General features: G+C 65.7%; 14 protein-coding genes. 12 read left to right on the top strand and 2 right to left on the bottom strand.

Translation table 11 applies throughout. From position 1 onward, the window contains the following. Positions 1 to 38 precede the first annotated feature (38 nt). From HH110_RS15150 to bcsZ, 12 genes are all read left to right on the top strand, one after another. Positions 39 to 905 (top strand): glycosyltransferase family 2 protein, encoded by an 867-nt coding sequence (locus HH110_RS15150; RefSeq protein WP_176990431.1) that lies wholly within the window; start codon positions 39 to 41, stop codon positions 903 to 905. Continuing rightward, positions 902 to 1,738: a glycosyltransferase family 2 protein gene (locus tag HH110_RS15145; protein WP_176990430.1), complete on the top strand. Its 837-nt coding sequence runs from the start codon at positions 902 to 904 to the stop codon at positions 1,736 to 1,738. Before HH110_RS15150 ends, HH110_RS15145 begins: the two co-directional genes overlap by 4 nt. 108 nt (positions 1,739 to 1,846) lie before the next feature. After that, the gene (pncB, locus tag HH110_RS15140; protein WP_176990429.1) at positions 1,847 to 3,028 is read left to right on the top strand and encodes a nicotinate phosphoribosyltransferase; all 1,182 of its coding nucleotides are present in this window, start codon (positions 1,847 to 1,849) and stop codon (positions 3,026 to 3,028) included. Between the two features lie 164 nt (positions 3,029 to 3,192). Then, positions 3,193 to 4,731, top strand: a complete 1,539-nt coding sequence (gene bcsE, locus HH110_RS15135) for a cellulose biosynthesis protein BcsE (RefSeq protein WP_176990428.1) — start codon at positions 3,193 to 3,195, stop codon at positions 4,729 to 4,731. Beyond that, positions 4,728 to 4,916 (top strand): cellulose biosynthesis protein BcsF, encoded by a 189-nt coding sequence (bcsF, locus tag HH110_RS15130; RefSeq protein ID WP_176990427.1) that lies wholly within the window; start codon positions 4,728 to 4,730, stop codon positions 4,914 to 4,916. Before bcsE ends, bcsF begins: the two co-directional genes overlap by 4 nt. A gap of 5 nt (positions 4,917 to 4,921) precedes the next feature. Next, positions 4,922 to 6,541: a cellulose biosynthesis protein BcsG gene (bcsG, locus tag HH110_RS15125; protein WP_176990456.1), complete on the top strand. Its 1,620-nt coding sequence runs from the start codon at positions 4,922 to 4,924 to the stop codon at positions 6,539 to 6,541. Next, positions 6,541 to 6,747: a cellulose biosynthesis protein BcsR gene (gene bcsR / locus HH110_RS15120; RefSeq protein ID WP_176990426.1), complete on the top strand. Its 207-nt coding sequence runs from the start codon at positions 6,541 to 6,543 to the stop codon at positions 6,745 to 6,747. Before bcsG ends, bcsR begins: the two co-directional genes overlap by 1 nt. Continuing rightward, entirely contained in the window at positions 6,744 to 7,505 is a 762-nt protein-coding gene (gene bcsQ, locus HH110_RS15115) for a cellulose biosynthesis protein BcsQ (protein WP_206677556.1), read from the top strand. Before bcsR ends, bcsQ begins: the two co-directional genes overlap by 4 nt. Further along, positions 7,502 to 10,120: a UDP-forming cellulose synthase catalytic subunit gene (bcsA, locus tag HH110_RS15110; protein WP_176990425.1), complete on the top strand. Its 2,619-nt coding sequence runs from the start codon at positions 7,502 to 7,504 to the stop codon at positions 10,118 to 10,120. Before bcsQ ends, bcsA begins: the two co-directional genes overlap by 4 nt. Next, complete coding sequence (gene bcsB, locus HH110_RS15105) at positions 10,117 to 12,498, top strand: cellulose biosynthesis cyclic di-GMP-binding regulatory protein BcsB (RefSeq protein WP_176990424.1); 2,382 nt, start codon at positions 10,117 to 10,119, stop codon at positions 12,496 to 12,498. The genes bcsA and bcsB overlap by 4 nt, the downstream gene beginning before the upstream one ends. Before the next feature lies 1 nt (position 12,499). Further along, positions 12,500 to 16,081, top strand: coding sequence for a cellulose synthase complex outer membrane protein BcsC (bcsC, locus tag HH110_RS15100; protein ID WP_176990423.1), 3,582 nt, complete (start codon positions 12,500 to 12,502; stop codon positions 16,079 to 16,081). Beyond that, a complete protein-coding gene (gene bcsZ / locus HH110_RS15095; protein ID WP_176990422.1) occupies positions 16,065 to 17,228 on the top strand; it encodes a cellulose synthase complex periplasmic endoglucanase BcsZ in 1,164 nt (387 codons plus the stop codon). The genes bcsC and bcsZ overlap by 17 nt, the downstream gene beginning before the upstream one ends. Before the next feature lie 37 nt (positions 17,229 to 17,265). Here the strand turns inward: bcsZ and HH110_RS15090 are convergent, their stop codons facing one another. Together HH110_RS15090 and ettA are read right to left on the bottom strand one after the other, a co-directional pair. After that, on the bottom strand, positions 17,266 to 18,582 hold the full coding sequence (locus HH110_RS15090; RefSeq protein WP_176990421.1) for an NCS2 family permease: 1,317 nt from the start codon (positions 18,580 to 18,582) through the stop codon (positions 17,266 to 17,268). 152 nt (positions 18,583 to 18,734) lie between these two features. Further along, positions 18,735 to 20,399, bottom strand: a complete 1,665-nt coding sequence (ettA, locus tag HH110_RS15085; protein WP_176990420.1) for an energy-dependent translational throttle protein EttA — start codon at positions 20,397 to 20,399, stop codon at positions 18,735 to 18,737. Positions 20,400 to 20,632: the final 233 nt, after the last annotated feature.

Here is a 20,632-nt window from a genome sequence, read left to right as displayed (position 1 = left end):
CAGCGACACGGCGAAGACGGCAGCACGCGGAGGTCGGCATGAGTACGGTCATCCTGCTGCCGATCGGGGTCGACGATGCCGCACTGGACCGCTGCCTGGCCGCGCTCGATGCCGGCACTGCGCCCGCGACCGCGATCTGGCTCGCCGACGATGGCCAGGCCGGGCCACGCGCGCAGGCGGTGATCGAACACTGGCTCGCACAGACGCCGCTGCAGGCCGAGTACACCCGCCGCGCCCGCGCCATCGGTGAAGTGGCCCACCTGGATGAGATGCTGGCCGCGTGCACCGGCGCCGATGTCGTGGTGCTCGCCCCGGATGCGATCCCGGCACCGGGATGGCTGCAGCAGCTGCAGGCCTGCCTGGCCCGCGATCCCTCGATCGGCTCCGCCACGCCGTGGTGCAACGCCGGTGAGACGGCGGCCTGGCCGCGGCTGGGCGAGATCAACCCTCTTCCGGACGACCTGGATCTGGCCCCGCTGGCGCAGGCCTGTGCGGCGATGCCGCCGCTGCATCCCGAGCTGCCGTCCGCAGTGACCCACGCGGTGCTGTTGCGCGGCAATGCGCGGCGCAAGGCAGGCGGCCTGGACATGCACAGCTACGCCTCGTGGAATGCCGCCCTGATCGACCTCAGCCTGCGCATGGCCGGGCTCGGCTGGCGGAATGCACTGTGCGAGACCGCGTTCGTCGCCCGGGTCGCCGAAGGCGTGACCAGCGAGGGCGACACGGAGGCGCTGGCAACGCGCTGGCCGGCCTGGCCGCCGCGGCTGGCCGGCTTTCTGATGGCCGATCCACTGCAGCAGGCGCGCCACGACCTGCAGCAGCATCACCGGCAGGCGATAATGCCCAAGGCGCAGGGCGATCTGTTCGCGCCGCCCGTCATTGCCGTCCCGGAGTCGCCTGTTTGAGCCCTGCCATCGCCGCCATCATCGTCAGTTACCAGAGCGCCAGCACGTTGGACGCCTGCCTGCTGCGCCTGCGCGAGGCGCGCGACATCGCGGAGATCCGCGTGGTCGACAACGACTCCACCGACGGCACCCTGGAAATCGTGCAGCGGCATGCCAGCGCGGATGCGCGGGTGCGCTTCATTGCCAACCCGGACAACCCCGGCTTCGCCGCGGCCAACAACCAGGGCGTGGCCGACAGCCAGGCGCCGTGGCTGGCCTTCATCAATCCGGACCTGATGGTCGGCCGCGAGACCCTGGCCGTGCTGCGCGAACGCGCGCTGCCGCTGGGTGACTGCGTCCTCGGTGTCGAGCAGGTCGACGAAGACGGTCGCCCGGACGATGCGGTGCGCCGTCGCGATCCGGATTTCGCCGCGATGCTGCGCAACCCCGGGCAGGGCGGGAAACTCGCCATCCCGGTCGACCGCAGCCAGCCGCTGCAGACCGTACCGGCCCTGTCCGGCGCATTGCTGCTGATGCCGCGCGCGCTGTTCGACCGGATCGGGGGATGGGACGCCGGCTATCGCCTGCACGCCGAGGACCTGGACCTGTGCCGTCGCGCGCGCGAGGCCGGGGCGGTGATCGCCATCGCCAACGACCTGCAGGTCACCCATGTGCGTGGTGTCTCCAGCCGCTCGCGGCCGTTCTTCGTGGAGTGGCACAAGCACCGCGGCCTGTGGCGGTACTTCCGCCGGTTCGAGGCGCCGCAGCGTCCCTGGCCGGTGCGCTGCGCGGTGTGGGGCGCGATCTGGGCGCATGCCCTGGTGCAGGTGCCACGCCTGCTGCGCCGCCGGTAGATGTCCGTGCTCTTGCGCCGACACCCGGGCGAGACGGGCCGTGAACGCAGTCCGCGCTGAGGGCACCGGCCGTTGGTCGTAGACAGTGGCAGGCGCATAATCGTCCGTATGATCATCCAGTCCCTGCTCGACACCGACCTGTACAAATTCACCATGATGCAGGCGGTGCTGCATCAGTACCCCGGCGCGCAGGTGCAGTACCGGTTCAAGTGCCGGACCCCGGGCATCGACCTGGCGCAGTTCATCGACCAGATCAACGCCGAGATCGACCACCTGTGCAGCCTGCGCTTCAGCGCCGAAGAGCTGGACTACGTGCGCGGCCTGCGCTTCGTCAAACCGGACTTCGCCGATTTCCTCGGCCTGTTCCACCTGGACCGCAAATACATCGCGCTGCGCCCGTCCACCACCGTCCCCGGTGAGATCGAGCTGGACATCACCGGCCCGTGGCTGCACACCATCCTGTTCGAAGTCCCGCTGCTGGCGATCATCAACGAGGTCTGGTTCCGCAACACCACCGACGCCGATTTCAGCGAAGGCGAGCGCCGCCTGCAGGCCAAGACCGCGCTGCTGCGCGATACCCCTGGTTTCGAGCTGTGCCGGATCGCCGACTACGGCAGCCGCCGTCGTTACTCGCGCGAGTGGCACGGGCGCATGCTGCCGATGCTGCGCGATGCGCTCGGTGACCAGTTCGTGGGCACCAGCAACGTGCATTTCGCCCGGCTGTACGGCATGACGCCGCACGGCACCATGGCCCACGAGTATCTTCAGGCGTTCCAGGCGCTGGGCCCGCGGCTGCGCGATTCGCAGGTCGCTGCGCTGGAATCGTGGGCGCGCGAGTACCGGGGCGACCTGGGCATCGCGCTGTCCGACGTGGTCGGACTGGAGGCCTTCCTGCGCGATTTCGACATGTATTTCTGCAAGTTGTTCGACGGTGTCCGCCACGACTCCGGCGACCCCTTCATCTGGGGCGACCGCATGCTGGCGCATTTCCACAGCCGCCGCGTGGATCCGCGCAGCAAGGTGCTGGTCTTCAGCGATGGCTTGAACATCGAAAAAGTGATGCAGCTGTTCGACTACTTCCGCGGCCGTTGCCAGGTGGCGTTCGGGGTGGGCACGCACCTGACCAACGACCTGGGGCCGACCCCGCTCAACATCGTCATCAAGATGGTCCGCTGCAACGGCCAGCCGGTCGCCAAACTGAGCGATTCGCCGGGCAAGAGCATGTGCGACGATCCGGGTTATCTGGCTTACCTGCGCCAGGTGTTCGAGCTGCCGGCCGAGGGATCTTGATCGGGTCTTGATCTCGATCCGGTCATCATTGACGTACGGCGGGCATTTACCTCATAAGTGTGACGCGCGTCGTGTAAAATGCGGCCAAGGGGCCTTCCTTTCTGGGGGGCGGGGCCAGCAATGGCGTCATCCGGCGCTGGCCGGCGGGGAAACAAGGAACCGATTTGCAGTCGATCTCGCTTGCGATCACGCAGTTGCAGCCTGAGTTCACCCGTCTTCGGCAGGGGGGTGTTTACTGGCTGGCATGCTCGGTACTGGAGCACGCAGACGTGGTCGGTGCCGGCATGCTGGGTGCTTCGGGAACAGTCGACCGAGCCGTGGTGGTTGGAATGGGGCGTTCGCCCCAGCCGATGCTCGATCGCCTTGAGGCCAGTGAGGGGCCGTCACGCATCCAGCTTTACCAGGTGCCGCAGACCCATCTTCAATCGGCGTTCGCGAACCTGCAGACAGAGTTGTCGCGGGCGGCGGGCCGACACCCGAGCCTCTGCCTGGTGCAGTTGCCAGCGGTCCTGCTGGATGCACTGAGCGATCCGCAACTGGCGCTGTGGTGTCAGCGGCTCAAGCAATGGGCATTGGCCCGCGGTAGCACGGTAGTGCTGCTTGGTCATGGCGATGCGGCGACCTTGGCGCCTCGGCTGGTACCATTGAATCGTTACTGCGCGGGTGTGGCCCAGTTGCATCCGCATCGTGGTGCGCTGCAATACCTGGTGCATTATTGGGCGAATGCGCTGGGTGTCGTCGCCCAACGCGAGTTCCGCGTGGAAATCGTCAATCAGCAATTGCACTGCGTTGCCGCCGAAGAGTCCCTCCTGCAGCCTGCGCAAGAGGCAAGTGACCGCTTCCTGTACCTGGCACACACCGCAGTTCTGGAAGGGGCGCCGCCACTGTCGCCGGCGTGGCGGTTGTACGACAGTTGGTCGACCCTTGTCGTTCCTGCGCTGCAGGCGCAGTCGGCCAGCGTGCTGTTTGGCATCTCGGAAAACGGTCAGGTCGACGATCTTGCGCGCAGCCTGTATCGGCTGCGCCGTGAGCGCGGCAATGCGTTGAAGCTGGTGGTGCGCGAAATGGCCCCGTGTCTGCGCTATGCCGATGAACGCCTGCTGCTCGAGTGCGGCGCCAATCTGGTCGTACCGCCGAGCACCCGTCTGCCCCGTTTCCTGTCCTTGCTGGATACGCTGCAGGGGCACCGCTGGCAAGGGGCGTTGCCGGACGATCCTGCACGCCTCATCCGCGCGCACCGTCCGCCCGACGTTGGCGGGATCGTCCCGGCGATGCAGTTCCGGCAGATTGTTGGTGCACTCCTGGCGGCTGAGGATCAGCGTGTCGAAAGCGCCCTGCTGGTCTTGCAGCCCGTCGCCGGGCTGCGCCCGGAGCAGGCGTTGCGGCAGTGTACGATCCGTCGCCGTGGCGACCTGGCCTGCGTGTACCGCGGGCAGATACGTCTGTTCCTGTTCGCGTGCCGCAGCGATGGTATCGAACGCGCTCTGGGCAACCTTTTCCGCCTGCCGTGGCAGGAAATGTTCGATGGGTATCAACGCCTTGCCGAGTACGACGTCGCCGCAATGAATGCCACCGAGCTGGAGCCGGATACCGTTCTGGACACACACATGGACGATGCGTTGGAGGCGACTGAAGCCGAGCCGGCGGCGGATGTTTCCGGGCCACTTCGCCCACGCGCGACCCGCCTGGGGGATCCCACATGAACTACCAACAGGTGTTCGGCCTGATCATGGTGTGCGCGCTGGTGATGATTCCGTTGGGCGCTCTGCTGGGCACTCTGTATCGCTGGGTCAGTGCCTGCATTCGTGATGCTCTGCCGCCTCGATACCTCAAAGCAGTGGGCGTACGCAGACGTACGGCTACGCGTGATGTGGGAGGTGCACGTTGACCCGCGTGGTGCCGGCAGCACCGTATGCCTGGGCGGACCTGCGCGGTTGGAACCTGTATTTCCTGTCCAAAGTCGTCCTGGCCTGGATGGGGGCACTGAATCTCAAGGTGCTGCCCAATCTGCTGTTCCTGGTCGCGCTGCTGGTGCCTCTGCGGTGGCGCTGGGCGCGTATCGCGCGCAGCGTTCTGGCCTTGCCGATCGGCGTCGCGCTCTACTATCAGGACACGTGGTGGCCGCCGTTCCAGCGCCTGTTGGCGCAGCCGGGCGTGTTGGATTTCTCGGCCTCGTATTGGCTTGAGTTGATGTCCCGTTTCGTCAACTGGCCCATGGTGGGGGCATTGACGCTGCTGGTCGTTGCTTACCTGCTGCTCAAGCCCTGGCTGCGGATGACCACGCTGAGTGTGATCGGCATGCTGGGTCTGGCACTCATCGCATTGCCGCTCCCGGCAGGGCTGCAATGGGGAGATCGAACTGACGTGGCCTCCGCCGACCCGACGCCTGGCCGTTCCACGGCTCCGCGCGGCCCGGCCAATACCGATAGTCTCAATGCCTACCTGGCCAATTTCTACCAGCAGCAGGACACACTCAAAACCAGCTTCCCGGGCCCCTCGGCGGGTGCGCCCTTCGATGTGATCATCCTCAACGTGTGCTCTCTGGCCTGGAGCGACCTGGACGAGGTCGGGATGCGCCAGAACGACCTGTTGGACCACATGGACGTTGTGTTCGATTCGTTCAATTCTGCAACGGCCTATAGCGGCCCCGCGGCGATCCGTCTGCTGCGCGCGAGCTGCGGACAGACCTCGCACACGCGTCTGTTTGATCCCGTGCCGGCTGAATGCCAATTGTTCTCCAATCTGCAGCGGCTGGGCTTCCAGAACGAGCTGGCCATGAACCACGACGGCCATTTCGATGATTTCATCGGTGAGCTGTCCAGCTACGGCGGACTACAGGCCAAGCCGATGGATACCAGTGCATTGCCGCGCGCCCTGGTCGCATTCGACAACACGCCTCTGCACCGGGATGGTGACGTCCTGATGAGCTGGTTGAAGCGCCGGCAGGCCGAACCTGCTGCGCAGGTCGCCCTGTTCTACAACACCATTTCCCTGCATGACGGCAATCGCATCGTGGGTGCTGATGGACGTGCAGCGGCGGCCGACTACAAGGCCCGCGCGAACATGGTGCTCGGCGACATGGCGAGCTTCGTCGATGCTGTGGAAAAGAGCGGGCGCCGCGCAATGATCGTGGTGGTTCCGGAGCATGGCGCTGCATTGCACGGAGATCGCATGCAGATCCCCGGAATGCGTGAGATTCCCAGTCCCTCCATCACCCATGTGCCTGTCGGGGTCAAGCTGGTGGGGATGGGTGCGCCAGCGGGGGGCGGTCCCCGTCATGTCACCGAGCCCAGCAGCTATCTCGCGCTGTCCGAACTGGTTTCGAGGGTGTACGCGCTCAATGCACAGGTGCCCGCCCAGGATCGCGATTGGAGCGCACTGCTGCAACGCCTGCCGGTGACGCCCATGGTGTCGGAGAACGAGGGTGCCAAGGTGCTCGACTACGACGGCAAACCGTACCTGCAGCTGCAGGGCAACCAAAGCTGGATGCCGTATCCGGAGGACGCACGCTGATGCCCAGCCATCCCGAGCCTGTACTGACACCGCGTTCGGTGCAGGACGACGATATCGCCTACCTGCGGCGCAGTCTGCAGATGCCAGAACTGCCGTACGTGGATTTTTCCGCGCAGCAGGAGCGCATGCAGGCGCTATCCCGCTGGCCGCTGCTGCGTGAGCTGGCCGGCATGCCGACCATCGACCTCGATCCGGTGCGCCGGTGAGTACCGTGCTGGCCATGTATGGGCTGCGCGGTGGTACGGGCGTCAGCACGCTGTTGGCCGGCCTGGCCGACGCGCTGCACGCGCTGCAGCAGCGCGTACTGCTGGTCGACATGAGTCCGGACAATCTGCTTGGCCTGCATTTCAACCTGCCGTTCATCGAGCCGACCGGCTGGGCACGTGCTCAGGTGGAGGGTAGCGATTGGCGCGATGCCGCGTTCGCCGTGGAAGATGGCTTGACAGTGGTGCCCTATGGACGCCTGGACCTCGTCGGCATCTCGTCGGTCGAACAACAGCTGGCTGCACGTCCCGAGCTGTGGAGCCAACGCATTGAGGCATTGTCCGCCGACGTGGATTGGGTGCTGTTCGACCTGCCGTCACATCTGCCCGCCCACGCGGCCTCGGTCCTCCGCCACGCACGTTGCGATATGGGGCTGCAGGTGGTCAACGTAGACAGTGGAAGCCATGCGCTGCTGCAGCGTCCCGAGCTGCGTGAGCGTGCGCAGGACTGGCTGCTGGTCAATCGCTACGATCCTGGCAGGCAGCTGCAGCGCGACCTGATGCAGCTGTGGCTGCACCAGTTCGACGCGCGCTTGGTGCCGCAACCTGTGCATGAGGATGGGAGTGCGCCGGAGGCGTTGGCCAGCAAGCTGCCGATCCGTCGGCATGCACCGGCCTCGCTTGCCGCTGCGGACCTGGACAGCCTGGCGGTCTGGTGCCTGACCCGTGCCAACCTGGACCCGGATGAGGCGCGCGGATGAATCTGCACTACCTGTCCTACGCGCACCTGCGCCGCAACGTCAGCGCCAGTCGTCCGACATTGTGGTGGCTGTGGTTGCTGCAGCAGGTGAGCTGGCTGTTCCTGCGCCTTGAGGGCCCCGCCTGGCAACAACAGGCGGCGCTGGTCAAACGTGGCTTTCCGCAGCTGCGCGAGAAGCGCTACTGGCGTGCCGGCGATCCATTGCGTCTGCTGATCCAGGCGGTTTGGATCGCGCTGGTACGAATCACGCCAAAGATGTCACCGCGGCGCACACGATTGCGCTTGGCGCAGCGCAAGCGTCTTGCGCGCCTGCGTGGTGTCGCCGGGCGTGGCCGCCTGCGTTACCTGCGGACCATGCAGGACGCGCCCCCCAGTCTGTGGAACAGCGCTCCCTGGCAGTGGCTCTGGGCGCGGCTCAACCGCCTTTCGCCGCGTGCACGCCGGATCATCACGCTGTTGATCGGCGGCCTTGCCGCCGTCCTCGCCGTGTTGTGCATCACCCAACCGTTCAATTACATGGCGCAGTTCGTGTTCGTGCTGCTGCTGTGGGGTATCGCCCTGCTGGTGCGGCGCATGCCGGGGCGGTATGCCACCCTGATCCTGGTCGTGCTGTCGATCACCGTGTCGTGTCGTTACCTGTGGTGGCGCTACACAGCGACGCTGAACTGGAACAGCACCTTCGATCTCATCTGCGGCGTCATCCTTCTGGCTGCTGAAACCTATTCCTGGCTGGTGCTGATGCTGGGCTACGTGCAGGTGGCCTGGCCGTTGAACCGCAAGCCGGCGCCCCTGCCGGCCGACACGTCGCAATGGCCGACGGTTGATGTGCTGATCCCGACCTACAACGAAGATCTCGCCCTGGTGCGACATACCGTTTACGCCGCCATGGGCCTGGACTGGCCCGCGGACAAGCTGCGCATCCATGTGTTGGACGACGGCAGGCGCGCCGAATTTCGCGCCTTCGCCGAGCGCGTCGGCGTCAATTACATTGCCCGCAGCACCAACGAGCATGCCAAGGCCGGCAACCTCAATCATGCCCTGACCCAGATAGATGGCGAGCTGGTGGCGATTTTCGACAGCGACCACCTGCCAGTGCGTTCGTTCCTGCAGATCACCACTGGCTGGTTCCGCCGCGACCCGCGCTTGGCGCTGGTGCAGACGCCGCACCACTTCTTCTCGCCGGATCCCTTCGAGCGCAACCTGCGGGTATTCCGTCGCGATCCAAACGAAGGCGAGCTTTTCTACGGCCTGGTCCAGGATGGCAATGATCTGTGGAATGCCGCGTTCTTCTGCGGCTCGTGCGCGGTTCTGCGTCGAGAGGCCATCGATGCCATTGGTGGCTTTGCCACAGAAACCGTCACCGAGGACGCACATACCGCATTGCGTCTTCACCGCAATGGGTGGAATTCGGCCTATCTGCGCATCCCACAGGCGGCCGGGCTGGCGACCGACAGCCTGGGTGCGCACGTCAACCAGCGCATCCGCTGGGCCCGCGGCATGGTGCAGATTTTCCGCATTGACAATCCCCTGCTCGGCAAAGGGCTGTCACTGTTCCAGCGCTTCTGCTACGCCAATGCGATGCTGCATTTCATGGCCGGCATCCCACGCCTGGTGTTCCTGACCGCCCCGCTGGCGTTCCTGCTGATGCATGTCTACATCATCTATGCGCCCGCGTTGGCGATCATGCTGTTTGTGTTGCCACACATGGCGCATGCCAGCCTTACCAACTCGCGTATTCAAGGCAAGTACCGTCGGCCGTTCTGGGGCGAGGTGTATGAAACGGTCCTGGCGTGGTACATCGCACGGCCCACCACGGTTGCGCTGTTCAGTCCCCGCCGTGGCAAATTCAACGTCACTGACAAGGGCGGCATGCAGGCCCAGGACACCTTCGATTGGCGGGTCGCGCGTCCCTATCTGGTGCTGGCTCTGCTGAACGTGGCCGGCCTTTGCTTCGCGGTATGGCGATTCCTGCATGGGCCGGTGGATGAGCGCGGTACGGTGGTGGTCAGCTCACTCTGGGTGCTCTACAACCTCCTGATCATCGGCGGCGCGCTCGCAGTGGCGGCCGAGGTGCAGCAGGTACGCAAGACGCATCGGGTCACCACCGATCTGCCCGCGGCGTTGCAGCTCCCAGGTGGCCGCCGTTGCACGGGGGTGCTGCGCGACTATTCCAACGACGGTGTTGGTATCGAGCTTTCCGCGCCGGTGGGCCTCGCCGATGGCAGTGAAGTCACCCTGTTGCTGGGTCGTGGCCGACGGGAGTTCGCGTTCCCGGGCATCGTCCAGCGCAACGTCGGTCAGCGCTTGGGCATCCTGTTGCGCTTCGATACCGAGCAGCAGCGGGTGCAGTTCGCCCAATGCACCTTCGCCCGTGCCGATGCCTGGCTGGACTGGCACGCCGGCTATGAAGCGATGAGCCTGCCGCGCAGCTTGTGGAGCGTTCTCTCGCTCGGCTGGCGAGGCTATCGCCGTATGGGTGAATTCGCGCCCTTTGATGCTCAGCGCCCCGTGCACTGGACACGTCACGCTCTGCAGTGGCTGGCCAGCTTCGCACCGCAACGTCCACTTCCTTCTCCATCGGCTGACCCAGCCGTCCACACAGGGCCCCGTCCATGAGCTTGCCTACCTCCCTGCGCTGGCTGCTGCTGCCATTGCTGGCATTGCCGATTGCCAACGGCAGCAGCGCACCGGTTGCCCCCGCATCCGCGCGTCCCGCCCCTGCGGCTGATCCGTCCACCTCCGCCCCGGCCGCGGTTTCAACGCCGGTCGCTGTTGCGTCGGTCCCTGCGTCCCCAACGTCAACGGTGGCGGCGCAGGCGCAGAGCTGGCGAGGTCAGGCGTGGCCGTGGCAGCGTGCGAGCAGTTTCGCAGACCTCGGCCGACGACAGGATGTCATGCTGTCCGGCGTCCGTAATGCGGCGACGTACGAGTTCCAGGTTCGCCGGGATCGGTTGGCCCGTGATGCGGAACTGGATCTGAGTTTCACTCCCTCGCCCGCGCTGTTGCCGACCCTGTCGCATCTGCGCGTATTCCTCAACGATGCATTGATGGATGTTGTACCGATCAGCGACAGCCAACTGGGCAAGCCAGTACAGGCAAAGGTGGCACTGGACGCTCGGTTGATCGGCGATTTCAATCAACTGCGCCTGGAGTTTGTCGGTCATTACACCGACATCTGCGAAGAGCCGACCCACAGCTCACTCTGGGTGAACGTGGCCAGCAGCAGCGTGGTGCGCCTGGGCGGCCAGCCGCTGGCAATGCAGGATGACCTGGCCAACTTCCCGCTGCCGTTCTTCGACCCGCGCGACAGCGCGCGGCTGGAGCTGCCCGTGCTGTTTGCCGGTGCGCCGTCGCTGCAGCAGCAACGCGCCGCAGCCGTGATGGCGTCCTACTTCGGCAGCATGGCAGGGTGGTGGCGACAGGCGCGATTCCCCGTGTCGTTCGACCAACTGCCGGAGAAAGGCCACGCCGTGGTGTTTGCGGTCAATGGCAAGTTCCCCTCCGTCATCGCCGGGCATGCACCCGTGCAGGGGCCGGTGATCGAGCTGGTCTCGCTCCCTTCGGATCCGGAACGCAAGCTGTTGCTGGTGCTGGGTCGCAATGATGCGGACCTGCAGACCGCCGTGGCCGCGATGGCCGCAGGCAATGCACTGTTCCGTGGCAACGTGGTCAAGGTCGACGAGGTCAAGGCGCTGGCGCCGCGCAAACCGTACGATGCGCCCAACTGGATGCGCACGGACCGCGCCGTACGCTTCGCCGACCTGCTCGACTACCCGCAGCAGCTGCGGGTGCAAGGGGTGTCCCCACAGCCGATCACGCTCAACCTCAACCTGCCGCCGGATCTGTTCATCTGGCGCAACCAGGGCATTCCGCTGAACCTGCGGTATCGCTATACCCCGCCTTTCAATAGTGATGAGTCGCGGCTCGGGGTCAGCATCAACGACCAGTTCATCTCCAGTTTTCCGTTGATCAAGCGCACCGGGAAACAGGGGCTGGAAGAGATCCGTCTGCCTGTCATGGGCAGCGATGCGGGTAGCGGCGACGGCAGTCTGTTGATTCCGGCGCTGAAGATCGGCAACCGCAACCAACTACGCTTCGATTTCAATTTTGCCAGTGTCATGGGCAGTGCGCAGCGCGATCATTGCCAGACCACGTTGCCCCCCAACCTGCAGGCGGCGATCGAAGAAGATTCGACCATCGATTTCTCCGGCTTCCACCACTACATCGGGCTTCCGGACCTGTCGGCATTTGCACTGAGCGGCTTTCCTTTCACGCGCATGGCCGATCTCTCCGAGACCGTGGTGCTGGTGCCGCCGCAGGCCAACGCCGCTCAGGTCGGGATGCTGCTCAATGCGGTCGGCGGCCTTGGCGTGCAAAGCGGATATCCGGCTTACGCGCTGCGTGTGAGCGATGACTGGAAGCAGGCTGTGACGCTGGATGCGGACCTGCTGGTGCTGGGGACGTTGCCTGAGAACCTGCGTGGCAGCGACCAGCTGTCGCTGTTGATCGATAATCAGCGCAGTACGCTGCTCAACGGCCGCGTACCGTCGCCGCAGACTGCCGTGGCCGAGGCGCGCCAGGGCAGCCGCGGTGCGGATGCGCCCATCAATCGGGTCGCGGTCACTGCCGATGCTCCTTTCGCGGCGATCATCGGCATGCAGTCACCAAACCATCCCCAGCGCAGTATCGTGTCGCTGGCGGCCAACCAGTCGGCCGATTACGCGCTGCTGGATGACGCATTGACCGACATCGGCAAGCGTGCGGCCATCGCCGGCTCCGTGGCGATCCTTCGCAGCTCCGGCATCCATAGTCAGTTCGTTGGCGAGCACTATTACGTGGGCTCGCTACCCTGGTGGCTGCTGCTTTGGTATCACCTGGCCGACCATCCTGCACTGCTGGCCGTATTCGCCACGGTGGTGGTGCTGCTGGCTGCGTTCCTGCTGTGGCGTCTGCTGCGTTGGGTGTCGTTGCGCCGGTTGAATCCGGAGCCATGAGATGAAGCCAGCCGCACGACCGCTCGCCGTTGCCGGTAGCCTGGTCTTCCTGGGGTTGGCTGGTGCTGGCATGGCGTGGGCGCAGGATGCTCCGCTACCTGTCAACGGCACCCTCGCCGAACAACGCCAGTGGCTCTTGCAGCAGGTGCGGGTGGGCGAGGCGACCGGCCGCCAGGCGCTGATCGAAGATGCGCTGGCTCGTCTGCGGATGCTGGCCCCGGATGATCGCGACACACTGCTCGCGATCGTGGAAGTCCAGTTGTCGCAACAGAAAGTCGATGATGCCACCGCAACCCTGCAGCGACTGCGCCAGATCGGTGTCGGCACTGCGGAATTGGCCTCCGCCGAGCGCCTGTGGCGTGCCTATCGCGGCGACCTGCAACAGGAACTGCAGCAAGCGCGCCTGCTCGCCACCGGCGGGCGGACGGACGAGGCCATGGTGATTTACCGACGCCTGTTCGACGACAACCCGCCCGGCTTGCAGCTGGGCATCGAGTACTGGCGCTTGCGCGGCGCCCAGCCCACGGGACGAAGCCTGGCGATCACCCGGTTGTCTGCACTCGATGCGCGCTACCCGGGCAACACGAACGTGCTGCAGATTCTGTCGCAGCTGTTGTTCAACGCCGGTCGCGATGATGAAGCCCTGGCCGTGCTGCAACGCATTTCACGAAATCCTGAGACCCGCACCCTGGCTGCCCAGAGCGAGTGGTCGTACTTGTCTTCGCAGCCGGCGACCGAGCGAAGTGTGCGGCTGCTGCGTGCCTTCATTACCCGGTATCCGGCCTGGGCGCAGCTGGACGACGCGCGAAAGCGTTACGCCGAGCAGAACAAACTGGTCAGCGACCCGGCCTGGCGGGCCGGCCTTCGAGCCCAGCAGCAGCTGGAACGCGGGAACAACGCTGCCGCAGAGACAGGCTTTCGCGAGGCATTGAAGCGCTATCCGCGGGAAGCCGATTTTCTGGGGGGCTTGGGCCTTGCGTTGATGCGCCAAGGAGATCGAAGCCAGGCCCTGGATTACTTCCAGCAGGCGCAGCGCGCGGTCACCGATGGCGCCAGCGGAAAATGGCAGGACCTCATCGCGAGTACGCGCTACTGGCTGCTGCTGGAGCGGGCGGATGCCGCGATGGCCGCCGGCGATACGGCGAGCGCACGCAGCCTCTATACCCAGGCGCACCGCCAGCAGCCACGCGAGGTCAACGCGATGCTGGGGCTGGCCGACGTCGCGGTGGCAGAGCAGGACGATGCGGGGGCCGAGCGTCAGCTGCTGGCTGCTCAGCGCACCGCGCCGCGAGATGCCAATGTGATCCGCAAGCTGGTGCAGCTGTATGGGCGCACCGATCCGGACCGGCTGGAGACGTACATCGCCCAGCTGCCTGCATCGCAGCGCACGCTGTACACCGCTGACCTGCTGCAGTTGCGCCTGCAGCGACTACAGCAGCGACTGGACCTCGCGCATGCACGGGGCGAGGTGAGGGAGGCAATCGTTCTGGGGCGTGAGATGCGCCTGCAGCGGCCCGCAGATCCGTGGCTGGCCTATCGGCTGGCCAACGATCTGCGCGCTGTCGGTGAAGATGCCGACGCCGACGCGGTGATCACCGACATGCTGTCACACGCGGCCGGCGATCCGGTCGCGCGCTATGCGCAGGCGTTGTACTTGTCGTCCATCGGTCACCTCGATGCCGCCTTGGCGGCTCTGGCCCAGGTCCCCGCCACGGCGTGGGATGAGGACATTCGAGCGCTGGATTCACGGCTGCGCCGCCAACAGCTCATCGACACCGTATGGACACTGCATGGCAGCGGCCGTGAGGCGGAGGCGGTTGCACTGTTGGAAGCGCAGCCGCCGAGCGCGGATAACCTGCTGATCCTGGCCGACTGGGCGCGCGAACGCGATGACTTCGAGGCCGCGTTGGCACATTACGCGCGGGTGCTCGAGGCTGAGCCGGAAAACGTCGATGCGCAGTTGGGGCGCATCCAGGCCTGGATAGGGATAGGCGACCTGCCGAGGGCGCGGCAGGCGATGGCCAGCACACCACCGGCCGTGGCCGACGATGCGGTTGGACAGCAGCGCCAACTTGCCGGCATCTGGACCGACCTGCATGAGAATGCAAAGGCCTTGGCGATTCTGCGCCAGCTGATTCAGCGCAAGACCGGACCGGACGCGCAGACATACCGTGATGCTGCACGCTTGGTACGCCGCGACGCGCCCAGCGAGTCGCTGGATCTGTATGCACTGTCCATGCAGGACAACGGAGTGCTTGCCCCGGCCCAGGCACTTCCTCGCGATGACCGCGCGCTGACCTTGGCTTCCCGCGAGAACGCACAGGACGACTGGCTGCGGCGCAGCATCCGCAGCGATGTGGAAACCTTGTACCAGCAGCAGAATCCCACCCTGACCGTCATGCAGGATTCCGGACGCCGCAGCGATGGCACGCCCGGCATCTCGCGACTGGCCCGTGATACCCGCATCGTGCATCTGGACGCGCCTGTCGCACAGGGCCTGGGCTTCGCACGGATCGAGCAGGTGTCGCTGAACGCCCGCAGCTTCCAGACAGACGCCGACGGTAGCTACGACGAGGATTACGGAACCTGCCAACTTGATCTGGTACAGACGGACGGTACCCGCGTGCGGGCTCCGGGGTGCAATCGCAACGTCCACCAGCGCATGAACTCCGGTGCGGGACTCGCGGTGGGGTGGCGCACGCTGGACGATACCTTCAGCGTTGACGTCGGGCACACCGCATCCGGTTATCCGGTCGGCAATTGGCTCGGGGGGGTGACGGTAGGGGGGGATCTCGGCGTGCTGGGCTGGTCTGCCACGGCATCCCGGCGACCGATGACCAACTCCCTGCTGTCGCAGGCCGGGGCGGTGGACCCGCGTAGCGGCATCCGCTGGGGCGGCGTCACAGCCAACGGCGCGACCTTCAGCCTGGGCTACGACCGTGGCGGGCGCAACGGCGTGTGGTCGAACTGGAGCTGGCATCGCCTGCTGGGAGAGAACGTTGCCGAGAATGACCGTGCGCGCGCCATGGCGGGGTGGTACCACAAGCTGATCGTGCGCACCGACATGCGCTTGGACGCCGGAGTGACCGCGATGTACTGGCGCTATCGGCACGATTTGGGCGGCTACTCGCTGGGGCAGGGCGGCTACTACAGCCCGCAGCAGTACACCTCTCTCAGCCTGCCGGTCAGTTTCGCCTGGCGCAATGATGATTGGTCGGTGCGCCTGGATGGCTCGGTGAGCTGGTCACGCTCGCGAACCGACAGCTACAGTCGCTATCCAGAGGTGGGACTGATGGACGCGATCCTGGCCGGACTGGCCGACACCTATGGTCCGGTAACCCTGGATCCCTCCGGGCTGTATACCGGCGACAGCCGCAGCCGTGGAACCGGCTACCGGTTCTATGCGGCGGTCGAACGCCGGCTCGGCGACCATCTGGTACTGGGCGCGGCCGGCACCCTCCAGCGCAGCGAAGACTTCGCGCCGAACACGTTCCAGCTCTACCTGCGGTATACCTTCAATCCTTGGCAGGGAAATCTGCCGCTTCCGGTTGCGCCACTGGTGCCCTATGGCGAATTCCGCTGAGTTTCCGAGTCTGCGCCGCCGTCGTCTCATGCAGGCGATCGCTGCGGTGGGCGTTGCTGCCAGCCTCCCGAACCTGCGCGCAGCAACGGGGTCGGCGCGTGGGAAGGCTGCCTGGCTGGAATGGGGGATCCTGGCCGATTCCAGTCTGAGCAGCGACGGACGCATGATCGACCGTAGCGCATCGGACCTGCGGACAACTTCAGAGGGGCAGTCCTATGCGCTGTTCTTCGCACTGGTCAGCAACGATCAGGCGCAATTCGACCGCATTCTTGGCTGGACGGTGGATAACCTTGCCGGGGGCGACATGTCCAAGCGCTTGCCGGCCTGGCTGTGGGGACGCGACGAGGCAGGGCGCTGGAGGGTGTTGGACGACAACCCTGCCTCCGATTCTGACCTGTGGCTGGCCTACACGTTGATTGAAGCGGCCCGGCTGTGGCGCCGACCGGCGTTGCTGGAGGTGGCCAAGGGCATGCTGGCCCAGGTGCGCGAGCTCGAGATCGTCGACCTGCCCGGACTGGGACCGATGCTCCTCCCGGGGGCGCAGGGGTTTGTCGAGGATGATTACTGGCGTCTCAACCCCAGCTATCTGCCGATGCCGCTCCTGCGCCGTTTCGCTGGGGTCGACACCCGTGGCCCGTGGCCGACAATCGCACGAAATACGCTGCGGATGCTGCAGGACACGGCCCCGAAAGGGTTCGCCCCGGATTGGACCGCGTGGCGCTCCAGCGGCTTCTTCGCCGATCCCGTAAAAGGTGCAATGGGCAGCTACGATGCGATCCGCGTGTACCTGTGGGCAGGCATGACCGACCCGCGCGATCCGGCGTTCAAACCAACGCTGGCCGCGTTGCATGGCCCCTTGGCCCGGTTGCGTGATCAGGCGACGATGGTTGAGCGCGTGGATACACGCGCGGGTACCCAGACCGGCACCGGGCCTTACGGATTCACCGCCGCGGTCCTGCCCTACCTGCAGGCGCAGGGGGAGAGCGCACTGGCGACGCGACTCCGCGCGACGCTGCCGGAGGTGGCTCGGCTCCGCGCCGATCCGCCGGCGTATTACTCACACAATCTGCTCCTGTTCGGAAGTGGCTGGTTTGACCGCCGCTACCGTTTCCGCGCCGACGGCCAATTGCGGCCGTCCTGGGCCTGATCCGCCCCATACCGATCGTGGCTCGGCATGCCCATCCTCATTCCAGCGCGTAGCGCAGCACGAACAACCCAGCCACCAGCCACACGGCCGGATGCACTTCGCGCCAGCGCCCGGTGCCGGCCTTCAGCACCGCATACGCGATGAAGCCGAACGCCAGGCCATTGGCGATCGAGTAGGTGAACGGCATCGCCAACGCGCACAACGCAGCCGGAACGGACTCGGTCAGGTCGCCCCATTCCACGTCCACCAGTTCGCGCAGCATCAGCCCGGCCACGAACAGCAGGGCGGGCGCGGTGGCGTAACCGGGCACCATCTTGGCCAGCGGCGAGAACAGCAGCGCCGCCAGGAACAGCGCGGCCACCACCAGCGCGGTCAGGCCGGTGCGGCCACCGGCCTGCACGCCCGAGGCGCTTTCGGCGAATGCGGTGGTGCTGCTGGTCCCGAGCAGCGAACCGGCCACGATCGCGGTGCTGTCGGCCAACAGGGCCCGTCCGAAGCGTTTCTGTGCGCCCGGCAGCTTGAGCAGGCCGGCACGACCGACCACGCCGTACAGCGTGCCGGTGGCATCGAACACTTCCACCAGCACGAACACCAGCACCACCTGCAGCAGCACCGCCATCGGCGCGCCGCCGTCGTGGTGCAGCAGCCCGGGCAGATCGAGCTGAAGGAAGGTCGGGGCCAGGCTCGGCGGCAGCGAGATCAGCTCCGTGTACTGCACCTCGCCCAAGGCCCATGCCGCGCCCGTCACCGCCAGGATGCCGATCAGGATCGCGCCGCGCACCCGCCGCGCCTCCAGCACGGCGATCAGCAGGAAACCTGCCAGTGCCAGCAGCGGCGGTGCGGTATTGAGCGGGCCCAGCGCGACCAGGGTGTCGGTGTTGGCAATGATCACGCCGGACTTCTGCAGCGCGATGATCGCCAGGAACAGGCCGATGCCGGCCACGATCGCCGCCCGCAGCGAGGGCGGAATGCCCGCCACCAGCCAGGCGCGCACGCCCGTCAGCGACAGCACCAGGAACACCAGGCCGGAAATGAAGACAGCTGCCAGTGCCTGCTGCCAAGGCAGCCCGGCCGCGCCGACCACGGTGAACGCGAAGAACGCATTCAAGCCCATGCCGGGGGCCATTCCGACCGGGAAATTGGCCGCGAACGCCATCACCAGCGAACCCAGCGCGGCGGCCAGGCAGGTGGCGACGAACACGGCATCCGGGTCCATGCCGGTGGTGGCCAGGATGTCCGGGTTGACGAAGACGATGTAGGACATCGTCAGGAAGGTGGTCAGGCCGGCCAGCAACTCGGTGCGCACGGTGGTGCCGTGCTGCTGCAGCTGGAACAGGCGTTCGGGGAGGGACATGGTGGAATCTCTTGACGATAAGGCGTCACGACCCGCGGTCGTGACTTACCGGAATGCAAAACAGCCGCGCGGTGCGCGTCTGCGTCACGACCCACGGTCGTGACCTACCGGAATGCAAACGGCCGCGCAGTGCGCGGCCGTTCTTCATTCCCTTATTTCAGCGCCTTGAAGCGCAGCCGCTTCGGCGCAGCGTCGTCGCCCATGCGGCGGCGCTTGTCTTCTTCGTACTCGCGGTAGTTGCCCTGGAAGAACTCCACGTGCGAGTTGCCTTCGAAGGCCAGGATGTGGGTCGCGATGCGATCCAGGAACCAGCGGTCATGCGAAATGACGAAGGTGTTGCCCGGGAACTCCAGCAATGCATCTTCCAGCGCACGCAGGGTTTCGATGTCCAGATCGTTGGACGGTTCATCGAGCAGCAGCACGTTGCCACCCTGCAGCAGGGTCTTGGCCATGTGCAGGCGGCCACGCTCACCACCGGACAGCGAACCAACCAGCTTCTGCTGGTCCTGGCCCTTGAAGTTGAAGCGGCCGATGTACGCGCGCGACTGGATCTCCACGCCGTTGATGTTGAGGATGTCCAGGCCGCCGGCGATTTCCTGGAAGACGTTGTGGTTGCCTTCCAGCGCGTCGCGGCTCTGGTCCACGTAGGACAGCTTGACGGTCGGGCCGACCACGATCTCGCCGGTATCGGGCTTTTCCTGGCCGGTGATCATCTTGAACAGGGTCGACTTGCCGGCACCGTTGGGACCGATGATGCCGACGATCGCGCCACCGGGAACCAGGAAGTTCAGATCGTCGAACAGCAGGCGATCACCGAACTTCTTGGAGACATTCTTGAACTCCATCACCGCATTGCCCAAGCGCTCGCCCGGCGGGATGAAGATTTCATTCGTCTCGTTGCGCTTCTGGTAATCCACCGACTGCAGCTCTTCCAGGCGGGCAAGACGCGCCTTGCCCTTGGTACGGCCGCCCTTGGCGTTCTGGCGCGACCATTCCAGTTCCTTCTGGATCGCCTTCTGGCGGGACTTTTCCTGGTTGTCTTCCTGGCGCAGGCGGTCGTCCTTCTGGGTCAGCCAGTCGGTGTAATTGCCCTTCCACGGAATGCCGCGGCCGCGGTCCAGTTCCAGGATCCACTCGGCGGCGTTGTCCAGGAAGTAGCGGTCATGGGTGACCGCCACGACGGTGCCGGTGTAGCGCGCCAGGAACTGTTCCAGCCATTCCACGGACTCGGCGTCCAGGTGGTTGGTCGGTTCGTCGAGCAGCAGCATGTCCGGCTTCTGCAGCAGCAGGCGGCACAGCGCCACGCGGCGCTTTTCACCACCGGACAGGGTGCCGACCACGGCTTCCCACGGCGGCAGGCGCAGCGCATCGGCGGCCACGTCCAGCTGGTTTTCCAGGGTGTGCGCGTCGCCGGCGGCCAGGATCGCCTCCAGGCGCTCCTGTTCCTTGGCCAGCTTGTCGAAGTCGGCGCCTTCCTCGGCATAGGCCAGGTACACCGCGTCCAGCGCGGCCTGGGCCTGCAGCACCTCGCCCACGCCTTCCTCGACCGACTCGCGCACGGTCTTGGTCGGGTCCAGCTCCGGTTCCTGGGCCAGGTAGCCGACCTTGATGCCGGCCTGCGGACGGGCTTCGCCCTCGAAGTCGGTATCCACGCCGGCCATGATCTTGAGCACCGTCGACTTGCCCGAGCCGTTCAGGCCCAGCAGGCCGATCTTGGCACCGGGGAAGAACGACAGCGAGATGTCCTTGATGATCTGCCGCTTGGGCGGGACCACCTTGCTGACGCGGTTCATGGTGTAGATGTATTGCGAGGACATGAGGTCTCCGAAGGCGCAACCCTGCGCCCGTTCCATACGGAACAGGAACAGATGGAAGAAAAGGATGGCCCGATTATAGCCGGAAGCGATCAGGACCGCCGGGAGCCACCGGCCCTGGGGCTTGCCGCCGCCTGAATGCGGGGTCAAAGCCCTTGAATTGGAAACCGTTTCCAGCCGGAGACCGTTCAGACGCCGTGCGCATGATGGAGCCATCAACCCACCAAGCGAGGCCA

The organism is Stenotrophomonas sp. SAM-B (assembly GCF_013387485.1).
Taxonomy (GTDB): domain Bacteria; phylum Pseudomonadota; class Gammaproteobacteria; order Xanthomonadales; family Xanthomonadaceae; genus Stenotrophomonas; species Stenotrophomonas maltophilia_AA.
Note: the sequence above shows the minus strand (reverse complement) of the source record. Positions and strands in the feature narration are given on the sequence as shown.

Bases quoted from the DNA above. Each gene is read 5' to 3' on its own strand.
- HH110_RS15090 (WP_176990421.1), bottom strand. From the start codon at position 18,582: ATGTCCCTCCCCGAACGCCTGTTCCAGCTGCAGCAGCACGGCACCACC.
- ettA (WP_176990420.1), bottom strand. From the start codon at position 20,399: ATGTCCTCGCAATACATCTACACCATGAACCGCGTCAGCAAGGTGGTC.
- bcsR (WP_176990426.1), top strand. From the start codon at position 6,541: ATGCCCAGCCATCCCGAGCCTGTACTGACACCGCGTTCGGTGCAGGAC.
- bcsF (WP_176990427.1), top strand. From the start codon at position 4,728: ATGAACTACCAACAGGTGTTCGGCCTGATCATGGTGTGCGCGCTGGTG.
- bcsZ (WP_176990422.1), top strand. From the start codon at position 16,065: ATGGCGAATTCCGCTGAGTTTCCGAGTCTGCGCCGCCGTCGTCTCATG.
- bcsC (WP_176990423.1), top strand. From the start codon at position 12,500: ATGAAGCCAGCCGCACGACCGCTCGCCGTTGCCGGTAGCCTGGTCTTC.
- HH110_RS15150 (WP_176990431.1), top strand. From the start codon at position 39: ATGAGTACGGTCATCCTGCTGCCGATCGGGGTCGACGATGCCGCACTG.
- bcsB (WP_176990424.1), top strand. From the start codon at position 10,117: ATGAGCTTGCCTACCTCCCTGCGCTGGCTGCTGCTGCCATTGCTGGCA.
- pncB (WP_176990429.1), top strand. From the start codon at position 1,847: ATGATCATCCAGTCCCTGCTCGACACCGACCTGTACAAATTCACCATG.
- bcsA (WP_176990425.1), top strand. From the start codon at position 7,502: ATGAATCTGCACTACCTGTCCTACGCGCACCTGCGCCGCAACGTCAGC.